The organism is Bacillota bacterium (assembly GCA_030019365.1).
Classification (GTDB): domain Bacteria; phylum Bacillota; class Sulfobacillia; order JACIYH01; family JACIYH01; genus JACIYH01.
Map to the genome: position 1 here is coordinate 1 of JASEFA010000008.1, position 16,332 is coordinate 16,332.

General features: G+C 70.5%; 17 protein-coding genes and 1 pseudogene. 5 read left to right on the plus strand and 13 right to left on the minus strand.

The window, feature by feature from the left end:
• Nucleotides 1-114: 114 nt before the first annotated feature.
• Genes QME70_10735 through QME70_10755 form a run of 5 tightly spaced genes read left to right on the plus strand, consistent with a single transcriptional unit; the run spans nt 115 to nt 4,896 of the window.
• Nucleotides 115-555 carry a hypothetical protein gene (locus QME70_10735; GenBank protein MDI6895051.1) on the plus strand — a complete coding sequence of 147 codons (441 nt, stop codon included), beginning with the start codon at nt 115-117 and terminating at the stop codon, nt 553-555.
• Between the two features lies 1 nt (nt 556).
• Nucleotides 557-1,729 (plus strand): hypothetical protein, encoded by a 1,173-nt coding sequence (locus QME70_10740; GenBank protein ID MDI6895052.1) that lies wholly within the window; start codon nt 557-559, stop codon nt 1,727-1,729.
• Nucleotides 1,729-3,066, plus strand: coding sequence for a hypothetical protein (locus QME70_10745; GenBank protein ID MDI6895053.1), 1,338 nt, complete (start codon nt 1,729-1,731; stop codon nt 3,064-3,066). The genes QME70_10740 and QME70_10745 overlap by 1 nt, the downstream gene beginning before the upstream one ends.
• On the plus strand, nt 3,066-3,773 hold the full coding sequence (locus tag QME70_10750; GenBank protein MDI6895054.1) for a hypothetical protein: 708 nt from the start codon (nt 3,066-3,068) through the stop codon (nt 3,771-3,773). The genes QME70_10745 and QME70_10750 overlap by 1 nt, the downstream gene beginning before the upstream one ends.
• Nucleotides 3,730-4,896 carry a type IV pilus twitching motility protein PilT gene (locus QME70_10755; GenBank protein ID MDI6895055.1) on the plus strand — a complete coding sequence of 389 codons (1,167 nt, stop codon included), beginning with the start codon at nt 3,730-3,732 and terminating at the stop codon, nt 4,894-4,896. The genes QME70_10750 and QME70_10755 overlap by 44 nt, the downstream gene beginning before the upstream one ends.
• A 34-nt stretch (nt 4,897-4,930) precedes the next feature.
• Here the strand turns inward: QME70_10755 and QME70_10760 are convergent, their stop codons facing one another.
• The 13 genes and pseudogenes from QME70_10760 to rpsB all read right to left on the minus strand — a co-directional run bounded on the left by QME70_10760 (nt 4,931) and on the right by rpsB (nt 15,957).
• The gene (locus QME70_10760) at nt 4,931-5,560 is read right to left on the minus strand and encodes a glycosyltransferase (protein ID MDI6895056.1); all 630 of its coding nucleotides are present in this window, start codon (nt 5,558-5,560) and stop codon (nt 4,931-4,933) included.
• Between the two features lie 75 nt (nt 5,561-5,635).
• Nucleotides 5,636-7,069 (minus strand): proline--tRNA ligase, encoded by a 1,434-nt coding sequence (gene proS / locus QME70_10765; GenBank protein MDI6895057.1) that lies wholly within the window; start codon nt 7,067-7,069, stop codon nt 5,636-5,638.
• Between the two features lie 151 nt (nt 7,070-7,220).
• A pseudogene (ispG, locus tag QME70_10770) lies at nt 7,221-8,264 on the minus strand (flavodoxin-dependent (E)-4-hydroxy-3-methylbut-2-enyl-diphosphate synthase).
• Between the two features lies 1 nt (nt 8,265).
• Entirely contained in the window at nt 8,266-9,285 is a 1,020-nt protein-coding gene (gene rseP, locus QME70_10775; GenBank protein MDI6895058.1) for an RIP metalloprotease RseP, read from the minus strand.
• Nucleotides 9,282-10,436 (minus strand): 1-deoxy-D-xylulose-5-phosphate reductoisomerase, encoded by a 1,155-nt coding sequence (locus QME70_10780; GenBank protein ID MDI6895059.1) that lies wholly within the window; start codon nt 10,434-10,436, stop codon nt 9,282-9,284. Before QME70_10780 ends, rseP begins: the two co-directional genes overlap by 4 nt.
• Complete coding sequence (gene ytvI / locus QME70_10785; GenBank protein ID MDI6895060.1) at nt 10,433-11,485, minus strand: sporulation integral membrane protein YtvI; 1,053 nt, start codon at nt 11,483-11,485, stop codon at nt 10,433-10,435. Before ytvI ends, QME70_10780 begins: the two co-directional genes overlap by 4 nt.
• 63 nt (nt 11,486-11,548) lie before the next feature.
• Complete coding sequence (locus tag QME70_10790) at nt 11,549-12,328, minus strand: phosphatidate cytidylyltransferase (GenBank protein MDI6895061.1); 780 nt, start codon at nt 12,326-12,328, stop codon at nt 11,549-11,551.
• A 4-nt stretch (nt 12,329-12,332) separates the two neighbouring features.
• Nucleotides 12,333-13,118 carry an isoprenyl transferase gene (locus QME70_10795; GenBank protein ID MDI6895062.1) on the minus strand — a complete coding sequence of 262 codons (786 nt, stop codon included), beginning with the start codon at nt 13,116-13,118 and terminating at the stop codon, nt 12,333-12,335.
• Entirely contained in the window at nt 13,081-13,356 is a 276-nt protein-coding gene (locus tag QME70_10800; GenBank protein MDI6895063.1) for a hypothetical protein, read from the minus strand. Before QME70_10800 ends, QME70_10795 begins: the two co-directional genes overlap by 38 nt.
• Complete coding sequence (gene frr / locus QME70_10805; protein MDI6895064.1) at nt 13,353-13,910, minus strand: ribosome recycling factor; 558 nt, start codon at nt 13,908-13,910, stop codon at nt 13,353-13,355. Before frr ends, QME70_10800 begins: the two co-directional genes overlap by 4 nt.
• Nucleotides 13,903-14,631: a UMP kinase gene (gene pyrH / locus QME70_10810; protein MDI6895065.1), complete on the minus strand. Its 729-nt coding sequence runs from the start codon at nt 14,629-14,631 to the stop codon at nt 13,903-13,905. Before pyrH ends, frr begins: the two co-directional genes overlap by 8 nt.
• A 13-nt stretch (nt 14,632-14,644) precedes the next feature.
• A complete protein-coding gene (gene tsf, locus QME70_10815; GenBank protein ID MDI6895066.1) occupies nt 14,645-15,235 on the minus strand; it encodes a translation elongation factor Ts in 591 nt (196 codons plus the stop codon).
• Complete coding sequence (gene rpsB, locus QME70_10820) at nt 15,232-15,957, minus strand: 30S ribosomal protein S2 (GenBank protein MDI6895067.1); 726 nt, start codon at nt 15,955-15,957, stop codon at nt 15,232-15,234. Before rpsB ends, tsf begins: the two co-directional genes overlap by 4 nt.
• Nucleotides 15,958-16,332 lie beyond the last annotated feature (375 nt).

Sequence of the window (16,332 nt, forward strand, 5' to 3'; positions counted from 1 at the left end):
CAACCCCCGTTTTCATCGGCGGTGGCGACGGCAGGCCGTCATGAGTGACTCTCTTGAAGCGGCTGGAGGTGGTGGTGTCGTATGCTGCCCCGGGCGGTGAAGAAGAGGCTGTCCTTGTCTTTGAGCGGGCCGGGGTCGAGTGAAGGCTGGGCCCTGGCGGAGGTGGTCGTCGCGGGGGCGCTTTCCGCGCTGCTGTTCTTTGCCCTCCTCGACGTCTCCTGGCGGGTGCCCGCCCTCTCCGCGCGGGCGCGGGCGGGGTTTGAGGAGGCTTCCTCGGCGCGCTCTGCTTTCCTGGCCCTCTGCCGCGACCTGCGGGGGGCGAGGAGGGTGCTTGAGGTATCCGACGCCTGGCTCCGCCTTCAGGTGGGCGGGGAGGAGGTTTCCTGGTCGTTTTCGGGCGGGGTCCTGGTGAGGTCGGCGGGCGGGGTCTCCAGGTCGTGGCGGTTTGCGGACGCGCGCTTCTCCCGGGAGCCCGGCGGTCCGGTGGCGGTGTTCCTCGACGGCCCCGCCGGCCCGCTGCGCACCGCGGTGATGGTCTACGAGGGGGGTGGTTAGGGTGCGGCAGGGAGGCTACCTGAGCGTGCTCCTGGCTGCTGTCTTAGCCCTGGCCGTGGCCACCGCGGCTTTCGGCGTGCACCAGGTGGGGGTGGCCTCGCGCCGGGCCTTTGCGCTCGACCTCGACACCGCGCAGGCGCGCCTGGCGGCGGACGCAGGAGTGGAGCGGATCTTGCGCTACCTGGCCGCCCACCCCGCCTGGTCCGATGGCAGGGTGGCCGTGGGCCCGGTCGGCGACCGGGCGGCAGTCGAGGAGGTGAACATCGAGCGGGAGGGCGACGTGGTGACGGTGACCTCGGTGGGGGTTTCCGGCCAGGTTGGTCCTGTGCGGAAGACGGTGACGGTGCGGCTAAGGCTGGGCCTGGTGCCCCTGGTGGGTGCGTACGGGGGCGGGGTGAAGGCTCTGGGGGGCACCCCGCTGGAGGCACTGGGCAGCGCCGCCCTGTTTTCTGGCCTGCTTGTCTCCGGCGGGCTATCGGTTGGCGGCAGCGCCCGGGTGGGTTCCGACTCCGAGCCCCGGAAGGTTTACGTGTCAGGCGACATTTACAGCCAGCAGCCCGCGGTCATCTGGGGCTCCGCGTACGCGACCGGGACCGTTTCCCCGGGCGCGGCCACCGGGGAGAACGTCTCCGGCTGGACCCCGCTCGAGGAGTTCCCCGACATCGGCCGGGTGGCCGGGATGGTCGAGCTCGGCCGCCTGCAGGCCCGGCTCCTCGAGGCGGCCACCGGGGTACAGCATTACTTCCCGGGGGACCGCACCTTCACCGCCGCCGACCTGGCGTCGATGGAAGGCGTGTACTTCGTGGAGGGCACGGCTTACGTGTCAGGCGGCTCCACCTCGGCCCGCGCCTCCCTCGTGTCAGGGGGAGACATAGTGCTCTATGGCTCGCTCGACGCCCCGCGGGTTTCCCTGGTTGCGGGGGAGGATGTGGTTACCCGCGACAGCTCTGCGGTCCACGTGGCCCTCATTGTGGCCGGGGGCGACGTCGGCTGGGGCGGGACCGGCGGCGGGAGCGGCGGCTTCCGCATGGAGTACGGGGCCCTGGCGGCGGCCACGGTGAACGGAAACAGGCTGCGGGGGAACATCACCCTGGAGCAGGACGACGAGGTGGACTTCGGCCTGGTCTCCGGGCCCGTGCACGTGGCCCAGATCCTGGAGAGGACGGGAGACTGATGCTCAGGCGGTGCCTCGGTATATGGCGTTCCGAGGAAGAGGCGTTTGGCTGCCTGGCGGTAAGCACGCGGCGGGGCCCGCGCTTTCTCAGGTTCGCCCGCCAGCCCCTGCTCAGGCGCCCGGACGGGGTGGAGGAGGGCCTGGGGCGGCTGGTGGGGGAGCTGGGGCGGGCGCCCGTGGTGCTTTCCTGCTCCGGCCCCGACCTCGCCGTGCGTTGCCTGCGGGCACCGAAGCTGTCGCCGCGCGACCTCGGCTCGGCGGCCTCCTGGGAGATGGAACTCCTCCTCGGCGAGCGGAAGGGAAGGGCGGTCGTCCGGCACGCGGTGCTGGGCCCTTCTGGGGACGGCTTTGGCGTGCTCGCCTGCGCCGTCCCCGAGGACTGGCTGAGGGCTCTGGTGCAGCCTCTTTCCGGGCGGGTGAGGCTCCTTGCCGTGGACATTGAGGTGTGCGCCCTGTGGCGGCTTGTCTCCTTCGTCGGGGCCGTCCCCGGTCCCGACGGCCCGGTGGCCCTGGCGGCGCCGTCGGGCAGCGGCGCCGTGCTGGTGGCGGGGAGCGAGCACCTGGAGTTCGCCATCTCGCTGCCCGCGGCCGCGCCCCCCGACCTCGACCGGGCCGTGTCCTACTGGGAGTCGCAGCAGAGGCTGAAGGTGTCGGCGAGGCTGTGGGCGGGTCCTTCCCCGCCCGAGGGGTGGTCCCCCCTCTCCGTGCCGGACGTCCCGCCCGAGTTCCACCTGGCGGCCGGGCTGGCGCTGCACCCGTGGCTGGAGCCGCGGGTCGACCTCCTGACCCGGGAGATGCGGGAGGGGGCGCGGGCCAGGCGGCTCCTGCCCTGGCTACTCGTGGGCGTGCTGGCTGCCTCTTCGGCCGGCCTGGGCCAGGCGGCCCTGCACTACCGGACCGAGGCCGGGCGCGCCCGCCGGGAGGCCGAGGTGCTTGCCCCCGCGGCGTCAAAATCCGCGCGGCTTGCAAAGGATCTGAAGGAGGTCGCCTCCTGGGGCGACCTGGTGGCAGCGTTTTTAGGGCAGCTCCCCTCCCGGGCGCGCCTGGTCGACATGGTGGCCCGCTCGGTGCCCCCGGACGCCTGGCTGACCCGGGTGGATCTCTTGCCGTCCAGAGACCAGGGCCAGACCCAGGGGAAGGGCCCGGGGCTGCCGCCCGCCGGGAGCCAGCTCGTGGTGGAGGGGCGCTCGCTGTCGCTGGCCGCGCCCGGCGTGGTGCGGGACGCCCTGCGTGCCGCCCTGGGCTGCGAGGTGCGGGTGGCCAGGGTGGTCTGGGACGACTCCCTGGGCTGCTATTCCTTCCGTGTCGAGGCGGTCGTGGGGGGTGAGGGGGAGTGATGAAGCTGCCTTCCTTGCGGTCCCGCGGCCGGGTCCTTTACGCGCTGTGCGTGCTGGCCGCGCTCGCCGCTGCTGCGCTTTCGGGCCGCTGGGCGGCCACCGAGGGGAAGCGCGCGCTGGAGGCCCGGCTGCAGGCGGTGCGGGTCTCGTCCGAGGCCGGAGCCCTGCGCGCGCGGGAGGCGCAGTGTGCCGCGGCGCTCGAGCGGTTCCGGGCGGCCGCCCGGCCGCTTGCCCGCGACCCCGAGGCGGGCCGGGTGCTCTCCGCGCTCGGGGACGCGGCCTCCCGCGCCCTGGTGAGGGTGGTGCTCCTTGAGCCCTCCCCGCGCGTGGAGGGCTTCTTCAAGGGACACCTGCGGGCCGTCCCGTACCGGCTGGAAGCGGTGGGCTCCGGCCCGGGGATGCAGGCGTTTTTGGCCCTGTGCGAGTCCCTCCCGTATCCCGGGGAGGTGCGAGTGTTTTCCCTGGCCGCGGACGACTCCCCCGGCGCCCCGCCAGGGCAGGTGAGGGCCTCGTGCCTGCTGCTCCTCTACTCGACGAACCCCCCGCTGGAGGAGGACCTGCTCTCTCCTCCGCGGGCGCGGGCCGACGTCTGGCTGCCACCGGCCTCCTGGTCGCCGCCGGCGCCTGCCGGCCCCGAGCCTGCTTCCGGAAAGGAGGTGCCGCCTGTTGAGGGCGGAACTGGAGTCCCTGCTGAGGCTGGCCGTTGAGATCGGCGCCTCCGACGTGCACTTCACAGCGGGAGTTCCCGTGGTGTTCAGGTTGCACGGCAGGCTCTGGCGCCTGCCGGAGCTGGCGCGGAAGGGGCCCGACGCCGCGGCGTCCCGCGCGCTGGACTTCTTGGCCTCCTCCCCCCAGTGGGAGGGGCCGCCTTCCCCCGACGACCTGGCCGGCCTCGCCCAGGCCGCGCTGACCAGGCCCGAGCACAAAAGGAGGTACGAGGAGAAAGGTTCCTGCGATCTCGCCCTGTCCGTCCCCGGAGCCTCGCGGTTCCGGGTGAACGTATTCCGGCAGCGGGGCTGCGCCGCGCTGGCCTGCCGAAATTTGGCGAGCCGGGTGCCGTCACTTGACGAGCTGTTCTCCCACCAGCCCGGCCTGGCCGACGTGGTGCGGCGGTTGGCGCTGCTGCCGCGGGGCCTCGTCCTGGTAACCGGGTCCACGGGGTCCGGGAAGTCCACCACGCTTGCTGCGATGGTGGACCACCTGGTGGGGGTGGAACCGCGGCACGTGGTGACCCTGGAGGATCCCATAGAGTACCTGCTCAGGCACGGCCGCGGCGTGGTCAACCAGAGGGAGGTCGAAGAGGACGTGTCCGGGTTCGCGGAAGGGTTAAGGGCCGCCCTGCGGGAGGACCCGGACGTGATCGTGGTGGGGGAGATGCGGGACGCTGAGACGATAGGGGCGGCGCTGACGGCGGCGGAGACCGGACACCTTGTGCTGTCGACGCTGCACACCCGGACGGCGGTGGACGCGGTGACGCGGATCGTGGACGTGTTCCCGCCCCACCAGCAGGACCAGGTGCGGGCGCAGCTGGCCGGGTCCCTCCAGGGCGTGCTGGCGCAGCAGCTCCTGCCCCGGTCGGACGGCTCGGGGCGGGTGGTGGCGGTGGAAGTCCTGGTGGCGACGACTGCGGTGCGGGCGATGGTCCGGGACAGGAGGGTGCAGGAGATCCCCTCGGCGGTCCAGACCGGGGCCCAGCACGGCATGGTGCCGATGGACCGCGCCCTGGCCGACCTGGTGAGGGCCGGGCTGGTGGACCTGGAGGAGGCGCGCTCGCGGTCGGTGGACGGGCAGCTGTTCCAGGGGTACCTGGGGCTCGGGCCGCCGCGGTGACGGGGCCTGGGGTCCCGCGGCCGGGGTGTTCCGGTCAGGCACGCAGGCCGTGCCAGATTATCTCCCAGTACATCCGCAGGCGGCGTGCGAACCCGGCCCAGAATCCCAGCTTCTCTTCCTTCATCACCTGACTGAGCCCCGGGAGGGGAACTTCTTTCACCCGCAGGTGCTGGCGGCGGGCGTGGCGGGTGAGAGCCACCTCCACCCCGTACCGCGTTACTTCCACCGCGGGCATCTCTGCGATCACCTGGCGGCGCATGGCCCGCAGCCCGGTGAGAAAAGGGGTGATGGCCTGGGCGAGATCGGTGGAAAGACGCCCCCCGGTGAAGGTGCCCATGGTCATGTCCGCTTCTCCCTGGATCACGGGAAGGACCAGATCGGTCACATGTTCCTCCCGCAGTCCCACCAGGTCGGCGTCCAGGAATACCACCAAAGGGGCGTCCGTGGCCGCCACCCCGGCCGCCATGGCCGCCCCCTTGCCCCGGTTCGACTCGAGTTCCACGACCTTGACTCCGAAGGAACGGGCCACCCGCGCGGTACCGTCCGTGGAGCCGTCGGAAACCACCACCACCTCGTCCAGACCCCGGCACTTAACCAGAACGGAGAGGACGGCTCCGATGGTACGCTCTTCGTTATAGGCGGGCACCACCGCCGCCACCTTCACCCCGCAGCCCCCCTCGTTTGCGCCAGCCCGGGGTAGGTGCCGCCCGGACGGCAGGCAGAGCCACCCTGCGTCTGGTCAGTAAGCACGGGCGAAGTAGGCCACCTGGTGGGCGGGCCCGCCACACAGGAGGCAGCGGCCTTCTCCCTGCTCGCCGAAGGGCAGGCAGCGGATGGTCGCTCCCGTCTCCTGCTTGATGCGCTCCTCGCACTCCGGCTTCCCACACCACAGGGCCCGGATCAGTCCCCGCGGCCCTTCCATGATGGACCGGAACTCGGCGTAGTCCTGTGCCTGGCGGGTGTTCGCCTCCCGGAACTCGAGCGCCCTGCGGTACAGCCCCTGGTGCACCGCCTCCAGGAGGTCGGACACGCCTTCTTCCAGCCCGGCCATGGGCACCGCCGTGCGCTCTCCGGTATCGCGCCTGGCCGCCGTCACCTGCTGGGCCGCCAGATCGCGCGGCCCCACCTCCAGGCGCAGCGGCGCCCCCCGCATCTCCCAGTCGTTGAACTTCCAGCCCGGGCTGAACTCGGGCCGCTCGTCCAGCCTCACGCGGAAGCGCCTGCGCAGCCGGTCGGCCACCTCCCGGCCGGCGGCCAGCACCTTCTCCGTATCCCGGCCCACGATGGGCACTATCACCACCTGGTAGGGCGCCACCGGAGGCGGCAGAACCAGGCCCCGGTCGTCTCCGTGCACCATGATGAGAGCCCCCACGATGCGGGTGGAAATCCCCCAGGAGGTCTGCCACACATACTTGAGCTGGCCGTCCTCATCCAGAAACTTTATGTCGAAGCTGCGGGCGAAATTCTGGCCCAGGAAGTGGGAGGTGGCACACTGCAGGGCGCGGCAATCCCCCATGAGGCCCTCGATGGTGTATGTGCACTCGGCCCCGGCGAACCTCTCCCCCGCGCTCTTCTCGCCCGGGATGACGGGGATGGCCAGGTAGTCCTCCACGAAGCTGCGGTATACCTCCAGCATGCGCAGGGCTTCCTCCTCCGCCTCCCCGGCGGTGCGGTGGCAGGTATGCCCTTCCTGCCACAGAAACTCGGTGGTGCGGATGAAAGGGCGGGTAGCCTTCTCCCACCGCACCACATTGCACCACTGGTTGATGAGCACGGGCAGGTCGCGGTAGGACTGGATCCACCTGCTGTACATGACCCCGATGACGGTTTCGGAGGTGGGCCGCACCGCCAGCCGCTCGGCCAGGTCCTCGTCTCCCCCCCGGGTTACCCAGGCCACCTGGGGAGAGAACCCGGCCACGTGCTCCGCTTCCCGCCGGAAGAAGCTCTCGGGCACGAAGAGAGGGAAGTAGGCGTTGACGTGACCCGTCTCCTTGAAGCGACGGTCCAGCTCGGCCTGGATGTGCTCCCAGACGGTGTAGCCGTAAGGGCGGAATACGATGCACCCCTTGACGGGAGCGTAGTCTGCCAGCTCCGCCTTGAGCACCACGTCCACGTACCACTGGGAGAAATCCTGCGCCCGTGGGGTGATGGCCTTAACGAACTCCTTCTCCATCGTGCTACGTACCTCCCTCATCCGCCGCCGCATGGTCGCGCGGCGTGGCTGCCGGAGCAGCGTCGTGCGGCGGCCCGTCCGCCGCTGAAGGGCCGCGGGCCGGCGGGCCGTGCCGCCCCTCGTCGCCCTCTGGCCGCACGGCCTCCGGGTCCAAAAGGGCCTGCACTTCTGCCAGCAACTCTTCCACCATGCGCCCCGCCGGCACGGTGCGGATCCTCTCGCCCCTGCGGAAGAGCACCGCCTTCCCCCGCCCGGCCGCCAGGCCCACATCCGCCTCGCGCGCTTCGCCGGGGCCGTTCACCACGCAGCCCATCACCGCCACCTTGAGGGGCGCCTCCACCCCGGCCAGGGCCTCCTCCACCCGGGACGCCACCGTCATCAGATCCACCTGGCAGCGCCCGCAGGTGGGGCACGCGATCAGCTCCACCCCCCGGGCCCGCAACCCGACTGCCCGCAGGATGTGCCAGCCCGCCTGCACCTCGCGCACCGGGTCTGCGTTCAGGGAGACCCGGAGGGTGTCGCCAATTCCATCCAGCAGGAGGGCGCCCACGGCCACCGCCGACCGGATGGCTCCTGCCCAGGCCGTGCCCGCCTCCGTCAGGCCCAGATGCAGGGGATAGGGGCAGCGGGAGGCGACCTGACGGTACGCTTCCACCGTCGTGAGGACGTCCGAGGACTTCAGGGAGAGGACGATGTCGGAAAAGCCCACCGACTCCAGCACGTCGGCCTGGCGCAGGGCGCTTTCCACCAGGGCGCGCGCCGTGCGCCCGTATGTGCTCTCCAGTTCCTTTGCGAGGGAACCGGCGTTGACCCCTATGCGAATGGGCACTCCCCGCTCCCGCGCCGCCCGAGCCACTTCTTCAACCTTCCACCGGGAACCGATGTTGCCCGGGTTGATGCGCAGCTTGTCCACGCCCTGGGCGAGGGCCTCCAGGGCCAGGCGGTAATCGTAGTGGATGTCGGCCACCAGCGGCACGGCCGTCCGGCTCCCGATCTCGCCCAGCACCCGGGCCGCCTCCCCGTCGGGAACGGCCACCCTCACCAGCTCGCAGCCGGCTGCGTGCAGGCGCATAATCTGGGCCACGGTGGCTTCCACGTCGCGGGTATCCGTCTTGGTCATGGACTGGACCCGGACCGGGTTGCCCCCGCCCAGGACCAGATTCCCCACCTTCACCGGCCGTGCCGTCCTCACCATCTCAGGCTCCCAGTCGGGCCAGATCCATATACGTGATCACCAGAAAGAGGAGCATGAGCAGGGCGAAACCCACCAGGTGCACCAGGTTCTCCCGGGCGGGGTCCACGGGCTTGCCCCGCACCACTTCCAGCCCCAGAAACATGAGCCGGCTGCCGTCCAGGGCCGGGATGGGAACCAGGTTGAAGAGTGCCAGGTTGGCGGAGAGCACGGCGGTGAGGTACATGAGCTCGCGCAGGCCCATGCGGGCCGCCTGCCCGATGAGCTCGCCGATGCCCACCGGGCCCATCAGCCGGGCCTCTACCTTGCCGGTGATGGCCAGCAGTACCCCCCTGATCAGGAGAATGGTGACCCGGTAGGTCTCTTTCACGCCGGCCCACAGGGCCCCGGGCAGGGCATCCCGCTCGGCCCGCACCACCGGCGCCAGGCCCACGAATCCCACCCGCTGGTCGGTGGGGGAGCGCTCGGGGACCACCACCGCCTGTCGCCGGACTCCCCCTCGCTCCACCGTGAAGGCCAGGGGCCGGCCGGGAGAGGCCTGCACCATGGCCACCACCTGGTCCCAGGAGGTCATTCGCCGCCCGTCCACCTCCAGGATGCGGTCGCCCACCCGCAACCCCGCCCCCGCGGCGGGACCGCCCGGCAGCACCTGGGCCACCGTGAGGGTGGCCCGCCCGATCCCCAGCACGGCGAAGATGAAGGTGAACAGCGCCACCGCCAGCACCAGGTTCATGAGGGGACCGGCGAATATGACGCCCGCGCGGGTGCGCACGGGCTTGCGGGAGAAGCCCTCGGGGTCATCCGCTTCCCCCGCCTCCATGCCGGCAATGCGTACTCCCGCACCCCACGGGATGACCCGGAGGGCGTAGTAAGTCTCACCCACGCGACGCCGGTAGAGGGCGGGACCGAAGCCGATGGTGAACTCGTGCACCTTGATGCCCGCCCGCCGGGCCGCCAGGAAATGCCCGGCTTCGTGCACCACTACCAGCAACCCCAGGACCAGAACTGTCACCAGGATGGTCATCCGCCGTCCTCCCCGGCCGCCTCGGCCGCCCGCCGGCGGGCCCAGGCGGCCGCCGCCAGGATTTCCTCCAGGGAGCGCGCCGGGCCCGGGACGTGCTCGCTCATAACCCGCTCCACCAGGCGGGCAATGCCGGGGAAGGAGATCTCGCCCCGCAGGAAACGTTCTACCGCCACTTCGTCTGCCGCACTCATCACCGCGGGCACAGTCCCCCCCATTCTACCCGCCCGGTAGGCGTATTGCAAGCAAGGGAAGTCCTCCACCCGGGGGCGCTCGAAAGTCAGCTCGCGCCCGGCGAGCTCAAGAAGAGAGATGGGCGGCGAGACCCGCTCGGGGTAAAAGAGGGCGTAAGCGATGGCCAGGCGCATGTCCGCGGAACCGATCTGGGCCAGCACCGACCCGTCCTGCATCTCGAGCAGGGAATGGACGAGCCCCTGTGGGTGGATGAGCACTTCAATGCGGTCGTAATCCAGCCCGAACAGGTGGTGGGCCTCGATCACCTCCAGCCCCTTGTTCATGAGGGTGGCGGAGTCCACCGTGATCTTGGGCCCCATGTTCCACACCGGGTGGCGGAGAGCCTCCCCGGGGGTGACATTCCGCAGGGCCCCGGCGTCCAGGGCGCGGAAGGGCCCCCCCGAACCAGTGAGGATGATGCGGCGCACGCCGGCCGGATCTTCCCCGCGCAGGCACTGGTGCACCGCCACGTGCTCGCTGTCGACGGGCAGGAGCTCCCCGCCCCGAGCGGCCTGCATCACCAGGTGGCCCGCCGCCACCAGGGTTTCCTTGTTGGCGAGAGCCACCCGCTTCCCGGCCTCCAGGGCGGTGAGGGTGGGCACCAGGCCGGCCAGCCCGGCGCTGGCCACCAGCACGGTGTCCGCTTCCGGCCAGGAGGCCAGCTCCCGCATGCCATCATCGCCGGCCAGCACCACCGGCCCCGCTACTGCACCCAGCAGCTCCCTTGCCCGCCGGGCGGCCCCGGGATCGGCCAGGGCCACCACGCGGGGCCGGAACTCCCGCGCCTGCTCCGCCAGCACATCGATGCGACCGCCCGCAGCCAGCCCCACCACCTGCAGCCTCTCCGGATGCCGGCGCGCCACGTCCAGGGCCTGGCGGCCAATGGAACCCGTGCTCCCCAGGATCACCAGGTGCCTCACGCCCGCCCACCACCCCCGGGGCGGCCGCCCCCGGGTCCGCCGGGCGGCTCGCCGAAGGTGAGGATACCGGCCTGCCTCATGGCAGAGAGCAGCATCACCACGAGCGGCCCCACCGCCAGCCCCAGGATGCCCAGCAGGCGGGCGCCCACGTACATGGAGACCAGGGCGGCCAGCGGATGAATGCCCAGCCTTTCCCCGATCACCCGGGGCTGAGCCACCTGCCTTACCACGGAAATGGCCAGGTATAGCAGGCCCAACCCCACCCCCAACCCCACCTTGCCCCAGATGAAGTTGTACAGCATCCACGGCACGAACAGCAGCCCGGGTCCCAGCACGGGCAGGATGTCAAGCAGTCCCGAGGCGAGCCCCAGCAGCAGGGCATAGGGTATCCCCAGGGCCGCGAGGCCGGCTATGGTGATGACGGTGGTGAGGACGATCAGAAGGAACTGGGCGAAGGCGAACTCCCCCACCGAGCGCATCAGCCGCCCGGCCAGGTTGGCCGCGTGTTCCCGCCATCCTCCGGGAAGCAGGCCGAGGAAGAAGGCCCCTATCGCTCCCAGGTCCCGGCTTATGAAGTAGGAGGCGATGGCCGCCACCAGGGTGATCAGGCCCACCTCGGGCAGGCCGGCCACGGCCAGGAGGGCTCCGGACAGCACCCGCCCGAGAAAGGCGTACAGCCTGGCGAGCTGCCCGTATATCTCCTCGGTGACCGTGGGAGGCAACGACGCCATGAACTGGCCCGCCCGCGCCGTGAGATCGTCCACCACCTGGCGGGCGGTCTGGTAATACGTGGGCAGGGCTTCCACCAGCTTGGTGATCTCCACCACCAGGGTGGAAACCGCCCAGGTGACCAGGGCGAAGAACAGCCCCAGCACCAGGGCGAGGGCCACCAGCACGGCCACGGACCGGGCCACGCGCAACCTCTGCAGGCCCCGCACCACGGGTTCCACCGCCAGGGCCAGCAGCAACCCCAGGACGAAGGGCCACAGGTAGGGCAGCAAGTAGCGCACGAAAACGTATGCCCCCGCCAGGACTCCGCCGGCCAGCAAGCACGAAGCTGCAAAGGGACTGATCGCCGTCCTTAACTCACATCCCCCCCATCCGTCCTCAAGTCACATCCCCCCCAGCATCTTCCACCAGTACAGGACGGGAGCGGCAAAGGCGAGGCTGTCGAACCGGTCCAGCACCCCGCCGTGCCCGGGCACCAGGCGGCCGGAGTCCTTGCGACCGGCGGCCCGCTTCAGGGCCGACTCCGCCAGATCGCCCACCATTCCCGCCACAGCCGCCCCCACACCCAGGGCCACCCCCACGGCCGCCCCCCGGTGCAGGAGCGGCCCGGCGGCCACCGCCCCGGCCACCGCCGCCGCCAGCACTCCCGCCAGCGCTCCTTCCCGGGACTTCCCCGGGCTCAGCCGCGGCACCAGGCGGTGGCGTCCCCGGGCCAGGCCCACGAAGTAGGCGGCTATGTCGGCCGCCCAGACCGCAGCCAGCAGAAAGAGGCTCCACCCCAGGCCCTGCGCTCCCTGGCGCAGCAATACAAGGTGGCCCAGGCCCAGGCCGGGATACAGCACGCCCAGCAGCATGGCCGGAGCCCGCACTCCCCCCGGGTAAAGGGCGGCATCCAGGATCATCACCGCCAGCAGTACGGCGGTGGCGCCCAGCAGTAGCGGGAGTGGCACCAGGCCTCCCAGCAGCAAGACCAGGCACCCGGCCAGCACCGCCGCCACCCCCGCCGGCAGCCGGCGGCTCGCCTCTGCCATGGCCACCGCCTCCGCGGCAGCCGCACCGGCCAGGAGGGCCACCGCCACCGCCCACACCCTGCCCCCATACCACAGGCAGGCCAGCAAGGGCGGGGCCCCGAGGACGACGGTGAGGACCCGGGTTCTGAGCACGCCCCTATCTCCCCTCGGCAGCATCCAGCCCGCCGAACCGGCGGCGCCGGCGCTGGTAGTCGGCCACGGCCTCCGCCAGATGGACCGGCCGGAAGTCGGGCCACAGCACCGGGGTGAACCAGAACTCAGCGTAGGCAGCCTGCCAGAGCAGGAAGTTGGATATGCGCAGCTCTCCGGAAGGGCGGATGAGCAGGTCGGGGTCCGGCAGTCCGGCCGTGTCCAGGTACGACGCGAACTTATCCTCATTCAGCTCCGCTTCCGTCTTCCCCTCACGGATATCCCGGCCGAAGCGCTGGCAGGCATCGGTGATCTCGCGCCGGCCGCCATAGTTGAGGGCCACCACCAGCTGCAGCCTGTCTCCCGCCGCCGTGCGCTCCCTCACCCGCCCCAGGGCCTCCCGCACCCGGGCGGGCAGGTCCTCGGGATGGCCTATGATCCGCACCCGGACCCCATTCCTGGCCAGGGTGTCCAGCTCTCGATCAACGTAATCCGCCAGGAGGTCCATCAGCCCCTGCACCTCCTCGGGCGGCCGCTTCCAGTTCTCGGTAGAGAATGCGTACAGGGTGAGGACCTCGATGCCCAGTTCGGCGCACGCCTCCACCACCTGGCGGACGGACTCCAGCCCCGCCCGGTGCCCGGCCAGGCGCGGCAGCCCCCGCTGCCGGGCCCAGCGGCCGTTGCCATCCATGATGATGGCCACATGCCGGGGCACGAGTCCCCGCCGCAACTGGGCCTTGCGCTGCTCCCAGTCGCTATTTCCCCTCTTTCTTCTCCCGGACGTATTCTTCATAAGCGTATATCAGGAGCAATCTCCCGGCATCGCCAACCCGCTGCCCCACCACCATGGCCCTTCCCGCCGGGTTACCCGGCCAGGGGGGCCGCGTGAGCACCTCCTCCACCTCCCAGCCCGCTGCCCGGGCCTGCGACCGGGCCTCCTCCCGGGAAAGGCCCCACAGGAGGGGCGGACCGGACAGGGGACCGGACGGCGGGGGGGATGGGGGCGGACCGGACGGGGCCGACGGGGTCAAACCTCCATGATCTCCTTTTCTTTCGCTGCCAGTATACGATCGATCTCCCCAATGTACCTGTCGGTAAGCCTCTGTACCTGCTCCTGCCCCCGGCGCAGGTCGTCCTCGGTGATCTGCCCCTCGTCCTCAAGCTCCCTGAGCATTTCCATCGCCTCCCGGCGCAGGTTGCGGATGGCCACCCGCTGCTCCTCCCCCCACCGCCGGGCCTGCTTTACCAGCTCCTGCCTCCGCTCCTGGGTGAGCTGAGGGAGCACCAGCCGGATCACCGTCCCGTCACTGGCCGGCGTGACGCCCAGCTCCGACTTCATGATGGCTTTCTCGACGGCCGAGATCTGGGACCGGTCCCACGGTTGCACCACCATCAGCCGGGGTTCGGGGACGGTGATGGTGCACAGCTGGGTGATGGGCGTAGGGGTACCGTAGTAGTCGACTACCACCTTCTCCAGAAGCGCCGGGCTGGCCCGCCCCGCCCGCATCCCCGCCAGATCCTTCTGGAACAGCGTGCAGGTCTTCTTCATCTTCTCCTCGGTCTCCCGGTACACCTCATCAAGCATGGCTCTCCCCCCCGACCAGCGTCCCGATGGGTTCCCCCAGTACCACCCTACGGATATTGCCGGGCGTGCCTACATCGAAAACGATGATGGGCACCCGGTTCTCCATGCACAGGGAAGCAGCGGTGGCATCCATCACCCGCAGGCCCTGGTTGAGGATGTCCAGGTAGGCCAGGCGCTCCAGCTTGCGGGCAGCCGGGTTCCTCCGGGGATCGTCGTCGTATACCCCGTCCGTTCCCATCTTGGCCATCAGGAGCACCTCGGCCCCGATCTCGGCCGCCCGCAGGGCGGCGGTGGTGTCAGTCGAGAAGTAAGGGTTGCCCGTCCCCGCGGCGAAAATGACCACCCGCCCCTTTTCCAGATGGCGGATGGCGCGCCGCCTTATGTAGGGTTCCGCCACCTCCCGCATCTCGATGGCGGTCTGCAACCGGGTTTCCAGCCCGCGCCTCTCCAGGGCGTCCTGCAACGCCAGGGAGTTGATCACGGTGGCCAGCATCCCCATGTAGTCGGAGGTGGCCCGGTCCATCCCCCGGGCGCTGCCCTCCGCCCCCCTCCAGATGTTACCGCCCCCCACCACGATGGTGATCTGGACACCCATCGCGGCCACATCTTCGATTTCCGCCGCCATGCCATCCAGGAAATCGAGATCGATGCCCCGTCCCAGGCTTCCCGCCAGGGCCTCGCCACTCAGCTTCAATACCACCCGCCCGTACCGAGGCTGCACGCGGGATGCCTCCTCAGCTGGCCTCGCCCACGTCAAAGCGGGCAAAGCGCCTGATCACCACGTTTTCGCCCACCCGCGCTATGAGCTGTGTGAGGAGCTGCCCGACCGTGACCTGCCCGTCGCGGATGTAGGGCTGGTCGAGCAGGCAGGCCTGCTGGAAGAACTTGTCCAGCCGGCCCTGCACTATCTTCTCGGCCACATGGGCGGGCTTACCCTCCGCCTCCGCCTGCACCCGCAGGATTTCCCTCTCCCTCTCCAGCGCCTCCCCCGGGACCTGGTCCCGGGAAACGTAGGTGGGATTCATGGCCGCAATCTGCATGGCCACCTCGTGCACGAACTCCCGGAACTCCGCGGTGCGTGCCACGAAGTCAGTCTCGCAGTTGACCTCCACCAGTACCCCCAGGCGGGAGCCCGGGTGGATGTAGGCGTCGATCGCCCCTTCGGAAGCCTCCCGGCCGGCCTTCTTCGCCGCCAGGGCCAGCCCCTTCTCCCGGAGTATGCGCACGGCCCGTTCCAGGTCGCCTGCCGCGCTCTCCAGGGCCTTCTTGCAGTCCAGCAACCCCGCGCCCGTCATCTCCCGCAGCTGTCTGACCCTCTCGCTCATGCCCCTTCTTCCCTCACTTCCCCGGCGGGCAGCACCTGCACCCCCTGCAGGCCCTCCAGGACGGCGTCCGCCATCTTGCCCGTGATCAGCTTGACTGCCCGGATGGCGTCATCGTTGCCGGGGATGATGTAGTCCACCTCATCGGGATCGCAGTTGGTATCCACGATGGCCGCGATGGGGATGCGCAACCGGCGGGCCTCCTTGACCGCGATGGCCTCCTTGCGCGGGTCCACCACAAACAACGCCGAGGGGAGTTCCTTCATCCCCTTGATGCCGCCCAGGTACTTGTCCAGCCTCAACCGCTCCCGCTCCAGGCGGGCGACTTCCTTCTTGGGCAGGCGCGCCAGGTAGCCGGACTCCACCATCTCCTCCAGCTGCATGAGCCGCTCGATGCGCCGCCTGATGGTGGGAAAGTTGGTAAGGGTGCCACCCAGCCAGCGCTGGTTGACGTAGAACTGACCGCACCGCCGGGCTTCCTCGGCCACCGACTCCTGGGCCTGCTTCTTGGTGCCCACAAAGAGCACCCTGCCTCCCTGGAAAACCACGTCCCGCAGGAACTCGTAGACCTCGTCCAGCAGCCGGACCGTCTTCTGCAGGTCGATGATATAGATGCCGTTCCGCTCCGTGAAAATGTAGGGGCGCATCTTCGGATTCCAGCGCCTGGTCTGGTGCCCGAAGTGCACCCCTGCCTCCAGCAACTGCTTCATGGACAATACGGGCATGATGCTACCTCCCGGTTGGCCTCCGCCTCCTTCACTCCGGGCAGATCCGGCCCCCGCGCCGGGCGCCCAAGCCACGCTGCTGGCGCGTGCTGCGGCGCTGGTGTGGTCGCGCGCGGCCCGGGCCCGGGCTGGGGAAACCGGCACCGACTGCTCCGGTCGGGAGACGTGCGTGGTTTGCGCCCCCATGAGCCCGAGCCAGCCCACGCCTGCCCGGGTCTGCGGGCGCCGCCGCAAAGTATACCACAACCTCCACCGGCCAGCAACGAAACGCCGCCGCTGCGCAGCGCCCGGCGCCCGGCCCGGCAAGGCGGATGCACGCCCAGCGCACCCGGCCGGCTGCCGAGGGCCGGCGCCGGCGCACCAGAAGCCCGGTGA